The sequence below is a fragment of the Coleofasciculus sp. FACHB-712 genome, assembly GCF_014695635.1.
Classification (GTDB): Bacteria; Cyanobacteriota; Cyanobacteriia; order Cyanobacteriales; family FACHB-T130; genus FACHB-T130.
Genome location: NZ_JACJOQ010000185.1, coordinates 21,875 through 40,475, shown reverse-complemented (window position 1 = coordinate 40,475; position 18,601 = coordinate 21,875). Strand labels below are relative to the sequence as shown.

Annotated in this window: 12 protein-coding genes; 4 read left to right on the top strand and 8 right to left on the bottom strand. The window is 49.7% G+C overall.

The window, feature by feature from the left end:
* From H6F50_RS05175 to H6F50_RS05165, 3 genes are all read right to left on the bottom strand, one after another.
* The coding region (locus H6F50_RS05175; protein WP_190427050.1) for a DNA-processing protein DprA at positions 1 to 695 on the bottom strand (695 nt) is incomplete at its 3' end.
* 27 nt (positions 696 to 722) lie between these two features.
* Positions 723 to 1,373 (bottom strand): DUF2301 domain-containing membrane protein, encoded by a 651-nt coding sequence (locus H6F50_RS05170; RefSeq protein ID WP_190427047.1) that lies wholly within the window; start codon positions 1,371 to 1,373, stop codon positions 723 to 725.
* A 68-nt stretch (positions 1,374 to 1,441) separates the two neighbouring features.
* Entirely contained in the window at positions 1,442 to 2,245 is an 804-nt protein-coding gene (locus H6F50_RS05165) for an SAM-dependent chlorinase/fluorinase (RefSeq protein WP_190427044.1), read from the bottom strand.
* A gap of 270 nt (positions 2,246 to 2,515) precedes the next feature.
* On the opposite strand from H6F50_RS05165, the gene H6F50_RS05160 reads away from it, so the two are divergent.
* A complete protein-coding gene (locus H6F50_RS05160; RefSeq protein WP_190427042.1) occupies positions 2,516 to 2,680 on the top strand; it encodes a hypothetical protein in 165 nt (54 codons plus the stop codon).
* 298 nt (positions 2,681 to 2,978) lie between these two features.
* Here H6F50_RS05160 and H6F50_RS05155 read toward each other — a convergent pair whose 3' ends face one another.
* Positions 2,979 to 4,346, bottom strand: coding sequence for a TldD/PmbA family protein (locus tag H6F50_RS05155; protein ID WP_190427039.1), 1,368 nt, complete (start codon positions 4,344 to 4,346; stop codon positions 2,979 to 2,981).
* A 256-nt stretch (positions 4,347 to 4,602) separates the two neighbouring features.
* Between H6F50_RS05155 and H6F50_RS05150 the strand changes: the two genes are divergently transcribed.
* Positions 4,603 to 6,924 carry an MASE1 domain-containing protein gene (locus H6F50_RS05150; RefSeq protein ID WP_190427035.1) on the top strand — a complete coding sequence of 774 codons (2,322 nt, stop codon included), beginning with the start codon at positions 4,603 to 4,605 and terminating at the stop codon, positions 6,922 to 6,924.
* Between the two features lie 30 nt (positions 6,925 to 6,954).
* A complete protein-coding gene (locus H6F50_RS05145) occupies positions 6,955 to 7,626 on the top strand; it encodes a DUF1361 domain-containing protein (protein ID WP_190427033.1) in 672 nt (223 codons plus the stop codon).
* A gap of 39 nt (positions 7,627 to 7,665) precedes the next feature.
* Here the strand turns inward: H6F50_RS05145 and H6F50_RS05140 are convergent, their stop codons facing one another.
* Positions 7,666 to 8,463, bottom strand: a complete 798-nt coding sequence (locus tag H6F50_RS05140; RefSeq protein ID WP_190427055.1) for a sugar phosphate nucleotidyltransferase — start codon at positions 8,461 to 8,463, stop codon at positions 7,666 to 7,668.
* Between the two features lie 340 nt (positions 8,464 to 8,803).
* Here H6F50_RS05140 and H6F50_RS05135 point away from each other — a divergent pair, with 340 nt between their 5' ends.
* Positions 8,804 to 9,976 (top strand): hypothetical protein, encoded by a 1,173-nt coding sequence (locus H6F50_RS05135; RefSeq protein WP_190427030.1) that lies wholly within the window; start codon positions 8,804 to 8,806, stop codon positions 9,974 to 9,976.
* Here the strand turns inward: H6F50_RS05135 and H6F50_RS05130 are convergent.
* From H6F50_RS05130 to H6F50_RS26920, 3 genes are all read right to left on the bottom strand, one after another.
* Positions 9,973 to 10,230, bottom strand: coding sequence for a hypothetical protein (locus tag H6F50_RS05130; protein WP_190414119.1), 258 nt, complete (start codon positions 10,228 to 10,230; stop codon positions 9,973 to 9,975). The two genes, H6F50_RS05135 and H6F50_RS05130, sit on opposite strands and share 4 nt — an antisense overlap.
* 270 nt (positions 10,231 to 10,500) lie before the next feature.
* Positions 10,501 to 13,230 carry a putative PEP-binding protein gene (locus tag H6F50_RS05125; RefSeq protein WP_190427027.1) on the bottom strand — a complete coding sequence of 910 codons (2,730 nt, stop codon included), beginning with the start codon at positions 13,228 to 13,230 and terminating at the stop codon, positions 10,501 to 10,503.
* A gap of 46 nt (positions 13,231 to 13,276) precedes the next feature.
* Positions 13,277 to 18,583 (bottom strand): PAS domain S-box protein, encoded by a 5,307-nt coding sequence (locus tag H6F50_RS26920; RefSeq protein ID WP_190427023.1) that lies wholly within the window; start codon positions 18,581 to 18,583, stop codon positions 13,277 to 13,279.
* Positions 18,584 to 18,601 lie beyond the last annotated feature (18 nt).

Genomic DNA, 18,601 nt, shown 5'->3' with positions numbered 1-18,601 from the left:
ACCAGCACCGCACGACTCAAACCGGCGATAATCCGATTACGAGGGGGAAAGTGTTCGCGCTTCGGTTGGGTGCCAGCAGGATACTCACTCAGCGCTAACCCGCGATCGCATATTTGTTCGTATAAGGACTTATTGCGCCAAGGATAGATGACATCCACACCAGTACCAAAAACTGCCAGCGTCCGTCCCCCAGCTTCTATACAAACGCGATGCGCTTCCGTATCAATGCCATCTGCCATGCCGGAAACAACCGTGAAGCCGCTTTTCGTCAATGCAGCAGTGATTTTGCCAGTCCAGCGTCTGCCATATTCAGAGGGTTGGCGAGTACCGACAATGCCAATCGTTGGCGTAATGCCATGATTTTCTTGGAGTTGTACTTTGCCGCGATAATACAGCACTGGCGGTGGGGTAGGCGTCTCTAGAAGTAAGCGGGGATAATCAGCATCTGCTGGCGTCCAGAAACAGGGATTTTTTACCAAGTGTTCTTCTAAAAATTGTTGGGGATGCAGGCGCGATCGCTTCTCTATCACCCCCTCAATTGTTTGACGCCCAAACCCCTCCACCTCCCTCAAGGCGGCTGGATTGGCTTTCCAGGCTTCACTGAGCGTGCCAAAATGCTGGTGCAAGCGCCTGAGCAAAATAGGGCCAATTCCAGGGATTTGCGACCATGCTAGCCAGAAGGCACGTTCTTCCATAAGGTATAGGGCGTTTAATCGCTTTCCTCAAGCCTTCGCCGAATGCTGTTGTTTGAGATAGACAAACACCGACTTATCACCAATATCCGGTGGAATTTCTTGCACAACCTTACGCAAGGCAAAGATGACAAATAGAATTGCCCAAACTGCCAATAATCCCCGTTCTACTGACACTGGCAATACACCCGTCAGGTGTCCCAGCAGCAACATTGGCAGCAAAGGCGTGAGAACTTTAGTTTCCAGACGGTTGAAGCAAAAGGCTTCTTTGAAGTAAATCCCCGTTAATGCCGCAAAGGTAAAGCCAACTCCAAAAAGGGTTATTGGGTGATTGTAGACATATAGGGCAAGAGGTTCGCTACTTTGCAGCGCCAGCACTGTCGCTGATAAAACACCAATTGCCCAAAAAGCTTGAAGGAGTCGGTGTAGCGGTTCTAGGTAAATATGGATGGTAAATAAACTGACGCCCAATGCCAAACAAAAACAAGCGTACAGCGGGGTGAGGAGTGACAATCCCATGTTTGTCTTTAGCACCAAAAAGCTACCTAAAGCAAAGCTTAAAGCCGCTACCATTAAGCCGCTACGGTAAACGATCACTCCAGTGCGATCGCTCTCGGTTATCGTAAATTCTCCAAACTGACCTTGATAAACTGCCGAATCAGACACATTTAACTGAGTCATAAAACCTATCCGAAAATTGCTATACAATATCAGCGATGCGGATGTATAAATCCCAATTAGGAATTGAATTAATCCAGATGAAGAAGCACCTCATCTCCCCAGTCTAGTTGCAGTTGCGACTGAGCATTGCCTCCGTTGACGGCAATTTCGACCCAACCGTGACTGCCAATTAAAGCGATCGCTTCTCCGGTTGGACTGTCGCTGTAAGTCTGGCAACTGGGTAGCCTAAATCCCACAACCACAGACCAGATTTTTCCTTGGACGAAGGTACCTGGAATATTTGTAATTAAGTTGCCAAAGCGATCGATATACTGAATGCAACCCGTGATACCCGCCTCTGTCTGGCTGCATTCAGGGATAGGCAGTTGAACTACGCTGGCTGGATCGATAGCGTCTCCCAGTTGTTCGAGAGGAACGCCACTGGCAAGATGGGCACCCACGGGAGCAAAAATATCTCGACCGTGAAACGTTGAACTGGGTTCGGTGGTGCGCCAGTAGTCGGGGTTCGTGAGTTCGACGGCGGCAATTTCGGGTAGGGACGGGGAAACCCCAGGACTACTCAGAATGCCACTAAACAGCCCGTTATCTGGTCCCACCAAGAAACCGGCGGCAAATTTAACAGCGATCGCTCTGCGGCTACTCCCCACTCCCGGATCGACAACAGCAATATGCACTGTCCCTTTTGGGAAATAAGGGTAGGCATTCATTAAACAAAATCTTGCGGCTGTAAGATTCTGAGGGGGAATCTCATGAGTGAGATCCACCACCGTCAGCGTCGGGTTGATTTGGGCGATCGCCCCTTTCATCACCCCTACATAAACATCACTCAAGCCAAAATCGCTCGTCAGAGTAACGATCCGGTTTTCATACATCTTTGTTAAGAAGGATTCTTTGTGCCAAGCGCGGGTGCGATGCTGTTGATGCGACCAGAACGCGGGGCGGTTTGAACGATTTATTTGAACGACTTAAGAGTGTAGCTTACCTTCAGCAATGGCGATCGCTCTCAAACCCGTATTCGTTGCAAAGCTTTAACCCTTAACGCTAGCTAACAAACTATGAATATTCTGTAACAAAAACTACCATTTTTTGGGGATTTAGGCTATATTAGGAAAGTAGCAGATACCTCAAGTCGCTTAAAAATAATGTCCATTATGAACGGAAGACGCCAAGATAACCAGAAAAATGCGGCTGCGGCTCACCGCGAAAACATTCAAAAAAGCTTGCAGCATCGTCTAGAAATTGCCAGAGCCAAAGGTGACGAAGCTTTGATTCGCCAGTTGGAAGCAGAAGCCAACTACTTCCACTAAACCTGAATTAAGCAATACTCTCAGTCTTAAATACCGAGCCTTCGGATTCTGCTGTTTCCGTGCAAGTGTACTGGGGCAAAACCGCCACAAATGCCATGCTATGCACGTTAATTAAATAAAACAAAAGGGGATGCCGTTTACTAGCGGCATCCCCTTTTTGATTAGAGCGTCTATCGATTCAGATTCCCGACTTCCCTAAGAAGTCGGGGATCTCGCGTTCACGAATCATTTAGAATTGCTATACGGTAATGGGTCATTGGAGACAGGGAGAGAATTCTTCATAGCTTCCCGGTTCCTCCTAGCGCCCGCCCACCACGACATTTTTAATTCGCAGATGGGGACCCCCCACACTCACTGGTAGCGGCATTTGTCCGCCTTTACCGCAACCGCCGTTGATATAGATGGAGTCGTTCCCAATCGCCTCAATATCTTTGAGCGTTTGGAAGACATTGCCAGTCAGACTGACATCAGTCACTCTTTCAGCTATCTTGCCATTGCGAATCATATAGCCTTCAGCAGCAGCAAAGGTAAACATCTCGCCGTTGGTTTGTCCGCCAAGCATCCGCACCGCATAGACGCCTTCCTCGATATCCCCAATCATGTCATCGAAGGAGTGTTCCCCCGGTTCAATGCCGGTATTGGTCATCCGCACCAACGGAGGATAAGTCGCGTTAAGTGCCCTAGCGTTGCCAGTCGGAGCTTCGTGTAGCTTGCCAGCAGTTTCGCGATTATGCAAGCGCTGGGTGAGGATACCGTCTTTAATTAAATATTTGCGTTGAGCGGGGACACCTTCATCGTCATACTTGAGAGAACCGGGTAAATCGGGCATCGTGGCATCATCAACCACATTTAGTTGCTTAATGGCTAAGGGTTTGCCCAAGGTGAGCAATTCCTGCATCCGGGGATTTTCGTAGACAAAATCAGCTTCCGAAAGATGTCCAAAAGCTTCGTGAATGAAGACACCCGCGAGATAGGGGTCGAGAACGACAGTATATTGTCCGCCTTTGACTGATTTGGCTTCCAATTGACCGACAGCGCGTTTGGCGGCTCCCAGTACCTGGTCTTCAATTCCTTCGAGAATGTTATAGTCTGTGCGGGAATGGACAGATTCAAAGCCTTGGCGGGGGGCAGAACCGTCTTCCCTAGCGATCGCCCCAAATCGACCCGACACATCCAAGCGTTCTTGGGCAATACAGGTGCCGAGAGAATTGGCAAAATAGGTGATGCCGAAGCGATCGCGCAAATTCACCATTGTCGTTTGAATTCGGGGGTCAAAATCTAGCAGCAGTTGGTTATATCCCTCCAATAACCGCCGCTTTTCTGCCAGAGAAACCCCACGTGGATCGCGCCCGATTTCCACCGCCACATAATCTTGAATGGGTTCCACTGGCGCTAGCATCGTCGTTTCTTTTCCGACCAGATGTGCTTGAGAAATCGCTTCTTCAATCCGGTCTTTCAACTCAGCTAAACCATTGAAAGTGACAAAACTCCAGCCGCCCATGTGGCAAGCGCGAATGCCCCCAGCGAGGGTAAAGTTACGATCTACGGCATCCAGCTGATGACCGCGAAAGGAGATAGAGGTAGACTCACTTTGTTCTAAGCGAATTTCTAGATAATCTACCGCTGTACGGTAAGGAGCGATCGCTGCCTGTAACCGATCTTGCATAGAAGTTTCCACTTTTTAATCCTTTTATTTAGCCCCTGATAGGGATTCTAGGCGATTGTTAGGGCAGGCTGCTTAAATCGATTGGCACTGGATTATTGCTTAATTTGTACTAAACCGAAGGTGAAATCAGATTAATTATCGGATTTCTCCCTTCAGTTAAAAATTTGTCTATATTTACCTTTGCAACATCTAGCTCAGCGGATTATGGTTGCAAGGAGAAAACATCTCGCATTTTGAACCCCTAAACCGCCGTATTATGTCCCAAACTCGGCTTTGGCGATACTTAGCCAGCGTCGCCATACTGACTGCCATCTACATTGGTGCAGCAAAACTATCACTGGCGCTTCCGGTGTTGAATAAGTACGTAACGCCGGTTTGGCCTCCGGCGGGGATTACCCAAGGCGTGCTGTTTATCGGGGGGCGAAAGCTTTGGCCTGGAGTCGTGCTAGGTGAATTTTTATTTGCCAAAGTAGTTCTGCACGTACCCCTATCTGTTGCCATTGCTGGCAGCTTGGCTACTACCTTGCAGGCTCTAGTCGGGGTCACGTTGCTTCGTTCGATTCGTTTGCGCCCCTCTCTGGATCGCCTGCGAGATGTTTTCGGTTTTCTCGGCTTGTCTGTGATGCTGTCTACTCTAGTCGCTTCCACTCTGGGTTTGACGACTCTTTGCTGGGCAAATCTTATCCCTTGGAGCGACTATGCGACGACGTGGTGGACGTGGTGGTTAGGGGATGGCATGGCAGTTTTAGTGTTAGTCCCGGCGATCTTGACTTGGAGTGTCCTTCCTCGCTTAGACACAAGACGAGAGCGAATCATCGAGGCGATGCTTTTGCTGACTTTGCTTGCAACCGTCACCCAGTCAGTTTTCTTCGCCAAAACTGCTACAGCGATCGCTCACTATCCCCTTGCCTACATGCCCTTCCCTTTGGTCGCTTGGGCAGCCCTCCGATTTAATCAGCAAGGCGCTGTACTGGCAACTCTACTTGTCTCCTGCATTGCTATCTGGGGCACCGCCTTGGGGGATGGGCCGTTTGCGGCAGTTGCCATTAATACCGACCAAGCTTTGCAATTTTTACAAGCCTTCATGGGCGTTATCGCAGTCACTGCTTTGGTTTTGGGGGCGGCGGTTGCGGAACGCGCCTCAGCTGAAGCGTCACTGCGCTCTAGCGAAGCCAGTCTCGCCAACGCCCAACGGATCGCCCATCTCGGTAACTGGGATTTAGACTTGGTTAAACAACAACTGCGATGGTCGGATGAACTTTATCGCATCTTGGGTTTTTCACCAGCAGAATTTGAGCCAAGTATGGAACGATTGCTGACATCCGTTCACCCAGATGAACGAGAACGGGTCAGAGAATTGATAGACGCCGCATCGTATTTCAAGCAAGCCTTCAGCACTGACTTTAGAGTTGTTTTATCCGATCGTTCTGAGCGCATTGTCCACGGCACTGGCAAAATTATTCAGGAGCAAGGAGGGAAAGCCGCTCGACTCATCGGCACGATTCAAGACGTTACAGAACAAAAAAGAATCGAGCAAGCACTGCTGCAATCGGAAGCTCAATTACTCGAACTTGCCCACAATCTCGATCGGAAAGTAACCGAAAGAACTCTGGAGTTAGAAGAAAAGAATAATGAACTCGCGCGATCGCTCACCTCGCTCAAACAAGCCCAACAGCAATTAATTCAAGCTGAAAAAATGTCGAGTTTGGGGCAATTAGTAGCAGGAATTGCTCATGAAATTAATAACCCCATTAACTTTATCACTGGCAATATTAGCCATATTACTGCTTATATTCAAGACCTCCTCGACATCCTGAACCTTTACCAGCAAAATTATCCCACCCCACCCCCGGCGATTCAAGCGTATAGCGAAACGGTTGAACTGGACTTTGTGATTGAGGATTTACCAAACCTTCTAGAGTCCATGAAAACGGGTGCAGAACGTATCCGTCAGATTGTGATATCCTTACGCAGCTTCTCCCGTCTGGATGAAGCCGATATGAAGCCGGTGGATATTCATGAAGGCATCGATAGTACGTTGCTGATTTTACAGCGTCGCCTGAAAGCGCGTCCGGGACATCCAGGCATCGAAGTGGTTAAAAATTACGGTGACTTACCCCTCGTGGAGTGCTATCCGAAACAACTCAATCAGGTGTTTCTCAACCTGCTTAGTAATGCCATTGATGCCTTAGAAGAAAGAATGAAAGAGGAAGAAAAGGTCAAGGATGAAATTACCCTTTCAGGATTTTCATCTCAGCCGTTTGCGATCGCCCTCACCACCCAAATTTTGTCACCCACTCAGGTGCAGATTGAAATTTCCGACAATGGCATCGGCATGACTCCGGAAGTCAAAAACCATATTTTTGAACCATTTTTTACCACCAAACAAGTCGGCAAAGGCACCGGCTTAGGTTTATCGACTTGCTATCAAATTGTGGTAGAAAATCATCGGGGACAGCTCATCTGTCTATCGCAGCCAGGATTAGGGGCAACATTCCAGATCGTCATCCCCCTGCGGCAGAGTGGTCATCGCGAAACCAGTGGTTATACTGGTAGCTTCAATGAAAATGTGAACTAAAACTGCTGATTCAACAATGAGACAGCGCGTATGAAATTTGAGCTGGTTCGCTGGACTTCCAATATATTGCGGGTTTTGTCCCGCAATCTGGACTGGATGACGTGGAATCTGTTTCTGGCGTTTATCCCTCTGCTGTTGAGTATTTGGCTATTTCGCAGCAGGCAAAAGCGATCGCTCATCTGGTGGGCGGGAGTCTTAGTTTTTATCGCGTTTTTGCCGAATGCGCCCTATTTGTTGACAGATATCATTCACTTGATTCATGATATTCGCGCCAACTACTCGGTGTGGATGATTACGCTAGTTCTCATCCCCCAGTATTTGCTAGTTATCCTGGCTGGCTTTGAAGCTTACGTTATATCTTTAATTAATCTAGGTTACTATTTACATCGCCACGAACGTAGTAAATACATTCTTTGGATGGAGCTAACTTTGCACGGTCTTAGCGCTGTTGGCATTTATTTAGGGCGATTCCTACGCTTCAACAGTTGGGATTTTGTTACTCAACCGGATGCCGTCTTCACTAGCGTGCTGGATGACTTGGTCGGCAAATGGCCTGTGGTGGTCATGGTTGTCACCTTTGTCATAATTTCTGGCTTGTACTGGCTGATGAAGCAGGTGACTTTGGGGATAATTTTGCGAAGGCGGTTAAAAGCTATCCAGTCGCCATCCAATCAAAATCATACGGACTCCCCGACAGCTTAAGCGTTTGTTTCTTTCAAGCTGAGCCGAGAATCAATCAATTTAGATATCAATCTCATCAGCCGCAAATTGACGAACTGCTTTCACTAGATCCGCAGGGGTGCCGATATCCAGGTAGGTTCCATCCGGAAATGTTTCGGCTTCCACCCGCAAGCCGCTGTCAATCGCTGCCTGAACCACATCGCTAATCGGCAGCTCTTTCGCCTGTGGCAGTTGTCCAGCTTGGATTGCAGCGAGATACTCGTGCATAAATTGGGTAAATACTGGCGTCCAAACCGCGATCGCCCACATATACTTTAAATCGCTAATCGGTGGTTTTTCGACCACGAAGTGGACTCGTCCTTGGGCATCAAAATCAACCATCCCGGCTTTATGAGGCTGATCGTTCGGAAATAATCCCAAAACTGCATCGGCATTCCCAGCCGCAAGCCGTGCCAGCAACCGCACAAAGGCATCTTCGGGCTGAAAAAGGATGTCGGGAAAGCCCAGTGCTACCACCGCGTCTTGCACGAAGGGATAGGCTTGATCCAAGGTATAAGGAACGCCATAAGGCAACCCCAGCATGAGATAGCCGAGGTTCATGTCTAGCAGGGTGCCGTCCCCAAAATAAGCCGGAATATCCCACTTTCCCGGACGCAGTACGGTGTATGCCTTCTTAATCCCTGCCAACCGCATTTTCTCTAGTAAGTAATGACTCACGACTTTGGGGCGTAAGGTGCCACTGCCGCTATCTACCGGACGAAATCCAATCGGGTACAGCTCTTTGCTCATCGGTAAGGGGGCGATTCGCGTTGCTTGCCCTCCTGCTGGTAGCAGTCCAATGACTTCCCGCTGGTGAATGCGATCGCTATCAATCATAAAAATGCCGATTGCGGTGGAATGGAACAGGGAAACCCTCAATCTTATTATTCTCCCTGAATCTTTTTGACAGATAAAGACTTGCTGGGATTTTGGTCAGGTGAGAGCCGAACTTCCTATCAAAAGAAAGATGGCATCGCACCTGTCTTAGTCTGAAATGAATTTAGGTTGGGTTTTGCATTTAAGAATTTCCCGCAGCCGCAACCATAATTATTTCCCTAGAAGGGCGGATTTCCTGTGTGGGCTTTTCCGTCATATCTTTCTTTAGAGATTGCCAATTTTTGTCGTCCTTTCTGAATATTTTTGAAAGGAGTCCAATCAGATGCCGCTATTGTCTACTGATGAATTAAAAAGTTTGATAGAAAATTCCGCTAGTCCCTGTATCTCGATTTATATGCCGATGGAAAAGGCAGGGCCAGAGATTCGACAAAACCCGATTCGCTTCAAGAATCTCATGCGTGAGGCTGAGCAACGCTTGGAGGAAATGGGGATTGACCACAATCAGGCGATGACATGGCTTGAGCAAGCGAATGCGATTGATAGCCCTGAGTTTTGGGAAGAAAACCAAGGCGAGGGGGTAGCAATTTTTATCTCTCCCGAAATCTTTCGTTACTACCAGCTTCCCGTTGATGTTGAAGAATTGGTAATCGTTAGCGATCGCTTCCATATTAAGCCACTGTTGCCTATCGTCAACAACGATGGACGATTCTACATCCTAGCGCTTAGCCAAAAGGATGTCCGGCTGCTTCAGGCAACGCGCACTACGGTCAAAGAGGTGCATATTGAAAACTTGCCGAAAAGCAAGGATGAAGCTCTCCAATATGACGCGACTTCCAAGGACGGTCAGATTCGGATTGCCACATCAAAGGGGGGAACCAACAATACTTTTCAGCAACCCGGTAGTTTCCACGGGCAGGGAAGCCCGGATCAGGATGATATCAAGAAGGATCTCCTGCAATTTTTCCATCAGATTGATGGTGCATTGCATGACTTCTTCCGGAATAAGAAAGGCCCTTTGGTGTTAGCGGGAGTTGAGTATCTTTTCCCGATTTACAAAGAGGCAAATACTTATCAACATTTGGTGGAGGAAGGAATTACTGGAAATCCGGAAATATTTAAGCCAGAAGAATTGCACGAACTCGCTTTACCGATTGTGGAGCCTCTGTTACAAGAGAATATTGAGGGGGTTGTAGAGGTATACAAAGAACTGGCTGGAAACGATACGAGTAAAGTATCCCACGATATCAAAGAAATCATCCAATCTGCTTATTATCACCGGGTTGATTCTTTGTTTGTGGCGGTCGGCGAGCAGCGCTGGGGTCACTTTGACCCTGAAACCATGACCGTAGATTTACACCCTGAACCACAGGTGGACGACGAAGATATGTTGGATTTTGCCGCTACTCATACAATTTTGAACGGTGGTAAAGTCTATGCAGTGGAGCCGGAAAAAGTACCGGATGAGGCTCCGGTAGCAGCAATTTTCCGCTATTAATCAGCGATTGACTGCGATCGATCGTAGGGTTTCAAAATTGCTAAGTTTGTCAACCCCCCCGCTTCCCCAAGGACGGGGGGTTGAATATAAGTTAGGTCACTCAAGAAATCGTTTGGATCGCAATTAGGGGGAAAAATAAAAATTTCCTTTCCCTCTTTTAGTGCATTCTGGTGAAACGCGATCGCTTCTACCAAGGGACAAAACATAATTGGAATCCATCTGCCACTGTAAAAACAGACAACGACGCGGCTCATTGTGTACTCTTCCAGCAGGAGTGGATTTCGCCAAGGTGAAACCACACGAATTCTATGATAGGTATACTCTTTAGTTGTTCACGATTAGAAGCAAAAGCGCAACAGCCTTAAGTAGTATCTATTAACCTTTCTCGGAAGGGAATTATTAGAAAAATCGGTTGGCAGACACCCCTTGAAAGACAACCCTTGAAAATAGGATGACTTAAGACAAAGGGCAAAAAGTGGGTGTGGATTTGAAACCGTCTCTACCAGATTTTTGCCGATCGCTACTTATTGATTCAACTGACGACGGGCGGCTGCTAAGAGAAGGCGTTGTTCGGCACGAGCGATCGCGTTATAGGTTCGCTCAACGGCATCTAGTTCCACAGAAATTGAGGGAATGCCCCACTGCACAAGCCGATCGATCAACTCTGGATATTGAGCCGGTGCTTGACCGCAGATGCAGCAGGGAATTCCTGCCTGTTTTGCCATTTGGATGAGTTGCGCGATCGCTTGCGTGACTGCTGGATGACGCTCATCAAACGCCGCCGCCATCTGCGCTTGGTCTCGGTCAACTCCCAGCAGCAGCTGGGTGAGATCGTTAGTGCCAATCGAGATTCCCTGGACGCCCGCTTTCACGTAATCGGGTAGCAAAAATAGAACCGACGGCACTTCAGCGACGATCCAGAGTTGGAATTGAGGCGATTGGCTGAGTCCGGCTTGTTCAACGCGGCGGCGACAGAAGGAAAACTCTTCCACCGTGCGGACAAAAGGCAACAGCAAGCGGACATTGGTATATCCCAATTGCTGCACCCGTACTAAAGCTGCCAGTTCTACATCGAACAAGGCGGGATTGGAAACATAGCTGAATGTTCCCCTCATCCCAAGCATCGGATTGGCTTCCGGGTGCCCCAAAGAACCACCAACTAAGTATTGAAATTCATGCGATCGCAAATCTAGAGAGCGATAAAATACCGGGCGAGGCGCAAATGCCTCGGCAAACTGGCACAGTTGTTGGGCAAGAATTTCCCTCAACTCGTCTTCACGCTGCTGCTGGAGCCATCGTTGAGGATGTTGTCCCTGCAAAACTTCCAGCAGCATCAGCTCAGAGCGCAATAATCCTACTCCATCCACCGGCATCTGAGCCGCGCGTTTGATACTGCTGGGTTGACTGAGGTTGACCAGCAGTTGAGTGGCGAGGACTGAGGGCTGAGGGCTGAGGACTGAGGGCTGAGGACTGAGGGCTGAGGACTGAGGGCTGAGGACTGAGGGCTGAGGACTGAGGGCTGAGGGACGAGGAGTGGAAAGTGCAGCGTGAGGAGCCGGGAGTCCAGAGTGCGGGGTGGAAAGTGCAGCGTGAGGAGTGGGGAGTCCAGAGTGCGGGGTGAAGGGTGCAGAGTGTGGGGTGGAGAGAGAGGAGTGCGGAAGAATTTTCTCCCGCTCGCCTGCTTGAGCCTCAACGCGATAAACTGCTCCCTTGTCACCATCTACTAGCACGGCGTCGCCGGTTTGAATCAGCCGGGTGGCACCAACAGCACCAACAACCGCTGGGATGCCTAATTCCCTGGCAATAATGGCAGCGTGACAAGTCATCGCACCCTGTTCGGCAACTACAGCGACAGCCTGTTTTAGCAGTACCAGCCGATCGGGAGTAATGCTTTTGACGACTAAAATTTTCCCATTAACAGGCGAGTTTTCATCTCCATCGGCATCAGGGAAGTGGAGATGATTGGAATCGGTTAATACATGAGCGATCGCAATTGTCCGTCCTGCTGACGCTCCCAGCCCTTCGATCAAAGGCTTTAGGTCTGGTTCTGGCACTGTAGGCACTTTCCCTTCCTGTAGGCGGTGCTGAGTCTGGGGCGAAAAGAAGGATAAAGGAGCGAGCATCAAGGAGGAATGACCGATCTCTACTGAGTGCTGTAAGGATTCCTTAACCGCTCCTACTTTAATTTTGGACTCCTTCAAGCTCATTGCTGAGTGCCCAACGATGACTTGTGTGAGATACAACTGGTTGCCTTCATTTTCTTTTCCTGGAGAGAGCGTCCACTCCAAAGTAAAAGTTGGGCCGAGTTCAGTCCTCAGTTGCTTCGCCAGTTGAATAAGAACATCTAAGTGTTTTTCTTCCAGGGCGTAATAATTTTGTTGCTTTTCGTTGAGCAGATAAGCTTCTAGACAATTATCTACCCTTAATCGAGAAGGGTGGGTGTTTGTGAAATTCTCCGTGCTGTTTGTGTTGGTTTGGGCGTCCCTAAAGTTCTCAAGACGATAAGCACGGGTTTTACTGCCCAGATATCGAGTTTGCACTTCCCCCGTTTCTGGTTGCACCTGATAGAAATCTGGAACCACTTCTCCCAAGACTAGCGCCTTGCCCAGTCCCCAAGTTGACTGAATTTCCCAGCACTCTGGAGTTGCTTGAAGAGTCCCGGAAGCGATCGCATCTAAGACGGGTTGCACTAAAATCGCCAAGTTCAGCTGAGCAGTCTGAATACCCCAACAGTGCCAATAAAACAAACTTCTGGCACGAAACAGCTCTGCCCAAGCCAGCTTCAAACCCATCGCCAAGCTCTCTGGCGTCGCCAGACAAACGTGGGATTCTAAAAGCCCAGACTCTGGTAAAAGCACCCCGGTTGCCTGAACTTTAGACGCCGGATCTAAAGCCAAAGAGGGGCGCAAAATCAGCACCTTCGTTTGCCAATGCGCTTGTGCCGATTCTATCTCCGACATCCAAGACGACGGTAGCGTAGCGGCTGTAATTTCCTGCCGAATCGTTTGAGCAACGCTCTGTAGTTGGCGGGGATTATCTACATCCAGATGTAGCGAAGAATAGGGCAGGTCTAAGCCAAGCGGTGCCGACCATTGAATGCTTTCGAGAAATTGACGGGCTGCGGTTGCCGGAACGACAAAACCGGGCACGACCGGATAGCCACGCTGTATGAGTCGGCTCAAGTAAAAAGCTTTGTCGCCTACCAGGGTGCGGTCGAAGGGTTGAATTTGGTCGAGCCAGTGGAGTTTTTCCACTCAGGTGAAAGGGTAAATAGGGAACAATGCATCATAACTTAATTATTTATTCATCATTCTGAATTTGACCCGCAGATTTCCAAAGATTCGCCACGACTGCTACCAACTGGGCGGTTTCCACCGGCTTAGAAAGATGGCGCTGATAGCCAGCGGCGAGGGTTTGCTGCTGGTCTTCCTCAGTGGCGTAGGCGGTCAGTGCGATCGCGGGAATTTTGCCTCCGCGTTCGGCTTCTCGATTCCGCAGTTGGCGAATCAGCCCATAGCCGTCCTCTAACGGCATTCCGATATCGCTAATCACCAGGTCTGGCAACTCTCGATCCAGCGCTTTCATGGCTTCTGGCACTGATGCCACGGCTCTCACACTTGCTCCTGCCTCCTCTAGAGTGGTGACAACGACTTCGCGGATATCGGCATCATCTTCCACTAACAGAAGGCGCAATCCGCTGAGAGCATGAGGATTGAGGGAAGGAGATGAGGACTGAGGGCTGAGGACTGAGGACTGAGGATTCAGGGAAGGGGATGAGGAAGAGGAAGAGGACTGAGGGCTGAGGACTGAGGACTGAGGATTGAGGGAAGGGGAAGGGGAAGGGGATGAGGAATTTTTTCTTTCTTGATTTGTGTCTTCTACCTCAGTCGGCACTTCGTGCTGGTGCGCTAACAGTCCTGAAGTTTTCAGCCCTACTTGCGTACTCTCTAAAAGAGGTAGGCGCACCGTAAAAGTGGCTCCGAGTCCTTCGCCTGGACTTTGGGCGCTGACGGTGCCGCCATGCATTTCTACAAGATAGCGGACAATCGCGAGTCCCAGTCCTAGACCTCCATGCGATCGCGTGGTTGTACTATCAGCCTGACGGAACAAGTCAAAGACATGGGGCAAAAAGTCAGGAGTAATACCCACTCCGGTGTCGCTGATTTGGATTTGGGCATAGTGAGTAATTGGTAATTGGTAATTGGTAATGGGTAATGGGTGAGATTCTTCCGCATTAGCCATTACCGATGACCTATTTCCAATAACGATTGACATTCGCACCGTCACTTGTCCGCCGTTCGGTGTGAACTTGAGGGCATTCGAGAGTAGATTTGACATCACCTGCTGCAATCGGACGGGATCGCCTTGCACACGTCCGCAAGAAGGGTCTAGCACTGTCTCTACTTGAATTTCCCGTGTCTGAGCTGTTGCCAGTACAGAATTAATTGAAGTTTGAATCACCGGCACTAGGTCAACTGGGAGGAGACTGAGGGGCAAGTTCCCCCGGATCATGCGCGAGACATCCAAAAGCGACTCAATCAGCTGCGTCTGTGCCTTGGCATTGCGCTCGATAGTTTCCAACGCCTGCGCCGTCCGGTTTTCATCAAACTTGCGGCTGCGGAGCAGCTGTGCCCAACCCAGGACGGCGTTGATCGGAGTTCGCAGTTCGTGGGAGACAATCGCCAGGAACTGGTCTTTCATGCGATTGGCTTCTTGAGCTTCGTGGTAAAGTCGCGCATTGTCTACCGCCAGGGCAGCGCGGTGAGCCAGTTCAGAAGCCAAGGAGAGATCCGCCTGATTGTAGTGACGACCCGATTCGGCAGTAATAAAGGCGATCGCTCCCAAGATTCGTCCACGGGCAATTAATGGTAGGCACATATAAGACTTGAAATCTGCCTTGCGGAGGATTTCCAAGTGTTCCGGATCGCGGGCGATCGCGACGAGCAATTCATCGGAAACCTCCGGAGCGAGTTTTGCCTCACCTGTATGCAACACTTTCGCCAAACCACGGGGCACCTTGGGATCGAAGGGATAACGACGCTCTACCTCCCATGCCAGCTCAACCTTTGAGGCGTCTGCATGGGCAACCGCTCGTTGGCGAATCGTGCCATCCGGCTCAACTGTATGGACGGCGCACCAGTCGGCAAGGTGCGGCACCGCCAGATGTACGAGGCGTTCTAACGTAGCTTGATAATCCAGCGAGTCAGCCAGCACGACGCCAGCTTCCGAGAGGAATTGCCGTGACTGTTCCGCGCGCTTGCGATCGTCAATGTCGGTGCAAGTCCCGAACCACTTGACGACCCATTGATGGCGATCGCGTAGCGGCAATGCCCGAACCAGATGCCAACGGTAAACGCCATCTGAGGCTCTCTTAAAACGGCATTCGGCTTCGTAAGTCTCACCCGTATCAATGGCATTGTTCCAGCCGTCTACCGATGCCTGCAAATCGTCTGGATGGAGTATAGGCTGCCATCCCCAGCCTTGGGCTTGCTCCAGCGTCGTTCCCGTGTAGTCAAACCAGCGTTGGTTGTAGTAATCCACTGACCCATCTGGCTGTGCCGTCCACACCATCTGCGGTATCGCCTCTGCTAGGGAGAGATAACGCTGCTGCGCCTCTTCAGCTTGGGCACGCGCTTCCTGTTCGCGGACGAGCTGGAGCCGTTCTTTCTCAGATTTTTTGCGGTTGGTGATGTCCTCAATCACATACGCAAATTTCGGATGCAAACTGGAAGCTCCCTCGATGGGACAGACGCTAGCAGACAGCCACTTCTTACCCAAGTCAGTCTCGTGAGGGTATTCAAAGCGGATGGTTGTCTGGGTGCGTTGAGCCAACCGATATTGATGAATCCACAATCGCAGGTATTGCGGCGGGACTCCCAAACTGCTACTCAGTCGATTTTGCATCGCTTCGGGAGTTAGCCCAAAGAACTTTGCTGAGGTGGAGTTATCAGAAATATGCCGGATGTCATCTTCCACCAATTCGACAATTCCCATCATCAAAGAAGCGCTATCGAAGAAGCTGCGAAGGATGGATCTTTCCCATTTGAGTGCTTGAAGTGCTTGGTACCGTTCGGTGATGTCCTGAACGAGAGCCACGAAGTAATCAATTGAGCCGTCAGTACGGCGCACGCAGCGAGTCGAGATGCTGGCGTGGATCGTTTGACCATCTTTGCGGATAAACCGCTTGTCCATTGAGTAGGCTTCAATTTCGCCTGCTAAAATCCGCTGGAATTGCTCTACATCGGCTGGCAAATCATCGGGATGAGTTAATTGATCCCAAGTCATTTGCGTGAGTTCTTGCCGGGAATAGCCAAAGATGTCGCACAATTTATCGTTGGCGTCTAGCCAACCTTTGTCTGGCGAACTGATGGCGATTCCGACTAAAGGAAGTTCAAAGTAGCTGCGGAAGCGTTGTTCGCTCTTCCGCAGCTCTTGTTCGGCTTGTTGAGCCAGGGCAATTTGTTCTTGAAGTAATTCATTGGCTGTTGCGAGTTCGGCAGTTCTTTCCCGAACCCGAATTTCTAAATTTTGATGGGAAGCCTGCAATTCGCGCTGGCGGGAGGTGAGTTCTTTGGCTAAGGTGGCGAGGTCTATATCCAGAGTTTGTAACTCCTGCTGAAGAATCTCACGGGTGCGTTTCATAGCGATCGCATTGCCCACCCGCGCCCGGAGTTCCTCGATATGAAAGGGCTTCATCAGGTAATCTTGTACCCCTTCTCGTAACATCTGCACCCGTAGCTCGTCGTCTGCTTTCGCCGTCAGCAGAACGATCGGGATTGTATCGAGTTCCTTGATGGCTCTGATTTCCCGCACTAGCTGGTCGCCGTTCATTTGAGGCATCATCATATCGGTGAGGATTAAGTCAGGATGCAGGGCGATTGCTTTGTCCAATCCTTCCTGCCCATTCCGGGCACTTACGACCCGATTTTCTGGCGCTAAACTCTCGACGATGAAGCGATTCATTTCCGGATTGTCTTCAACTACCAGCACGAGTGGGCATTGAGAATTAGAAATTTCACCTTGAGGATTTTGCGCGGACTGTTCTGATGGGAAAATTTTTGATGACTGGTAATTTAATCCCGATTCCAAATCGTTGGGTTGATGCCCCAGTTCTGCCATTACAGAAAGGGCAATTTCCTTGTAATTTGTGGATGTTTTCGCTTGGGGCGATCGCGTCGAATCGATTTGAAGATTTGTCGAAGTCAGCTTGTCGGAGTCTGTAGCAGCTGGTTGCGCGATCGCAATCGTCTCCCCATCCAGATGAAAATCGTGATTCCCATCGGGTACTAGCAACCCTTCTGTATTGGTACTTAGAACGTCTGAGGGTGCTGCTTGCGGCATCCAGGTCGTGAAAACTGCCCCGCCTTTTGGAGCCTGGTTAACTTCTATGGAGCCGCCGTGCAATTCAACGAACTCCTTAACAATGGCTAGCCCCAGACCAGTACCGCCAAATCCTTGCTGAGTAACGAATTCCTCTTGGCGATACGGCTCAAAAATGGCTTCCCGGAGTTCTGGTGGCACGCCTGGGCCAGTATCTTCAATGGTGAGGGTGAAGGATGAAGACGACAGGGAGTCCAGGGCGAAGACTTGCTCCTCTGTGCCTCTGTGCCCCTGCTCCTGAGGACTGACTTCCGCAAGGATGCAGCGGATACTACCCCCCATCGGGGTGAATTTGAAGGCGTTGGAAAGTAGATTGAAGCAGATGCGCTGCCACTTATCTGGATCGACACTCGCCCTAAGAGATGAAGGAGTTTCGACAACGAAGGATATCTGACGGTCTTCCGCAATGGTTTCAAAGTTGGCAGCAATCAGCCGCACCAGCTCAGCCACGTCGCTGAGTGCGTAGTTCACTTCCATTTTGCCTGCCTCCAGCTTGGAGACATCCAGCAAATCGTTGACCCGTTTGAGCAGGGTACGGGCGTTACGATCCACCAATTCTAGGTCGTGACGTTGTTCTGGGTTGGTCAGATTCGGCTCGGAAAGCAGTTTCTCCGTTGGCCCCAAGATCAAGGCAAGTGGTGTCCGCAAGTCGTGGCTAACGTTGGCAAAAAATTGGGTTTTTAATTGGTCGAGTTCCTTAAGTTTTTGGTAAAGCGTCTCTAACTCAACGTTTGCCGTTTCTAGTTGGAGTTTACGATCTTCAGAGGTTTTTGCAGAGGCAATCAGGGTCAGGACTTGAGGAACTAATGGCGGGATTACCAAGGCTGTCGTTACTGAAGCGATCGCTGTAATTAATTTAATCGTTCCGGATAGCCAATAAACGGGCATCCATAGTGTCCACACTTCTATAAAATGCGTGGCACCGCAGGCAATAATGAAAAATCCAAAGGCGATAAATACTGAATGAAAAGGAATATCTCGACGCGCTTTGTGGACTAAATAAACTAGCGTCACTGAAATCGAAACATACGCCAGTCCGATTAACGTATCGGTGGCAACATGAAGTGACACCAACCCTGGTTTCCACAAGTAGCAATGTCCATGTGGGATAAAACCATTCGCTGCAAAAAGATTGTTTAATAATTCCGGCCCTAGCCACAGACCCAGCAAAGTACAAATAGATACTACTAGCCCGTAGCCGAGAGCGGCCCAAGGTATGATATGCATAGATTGCTTTTCCCCTCC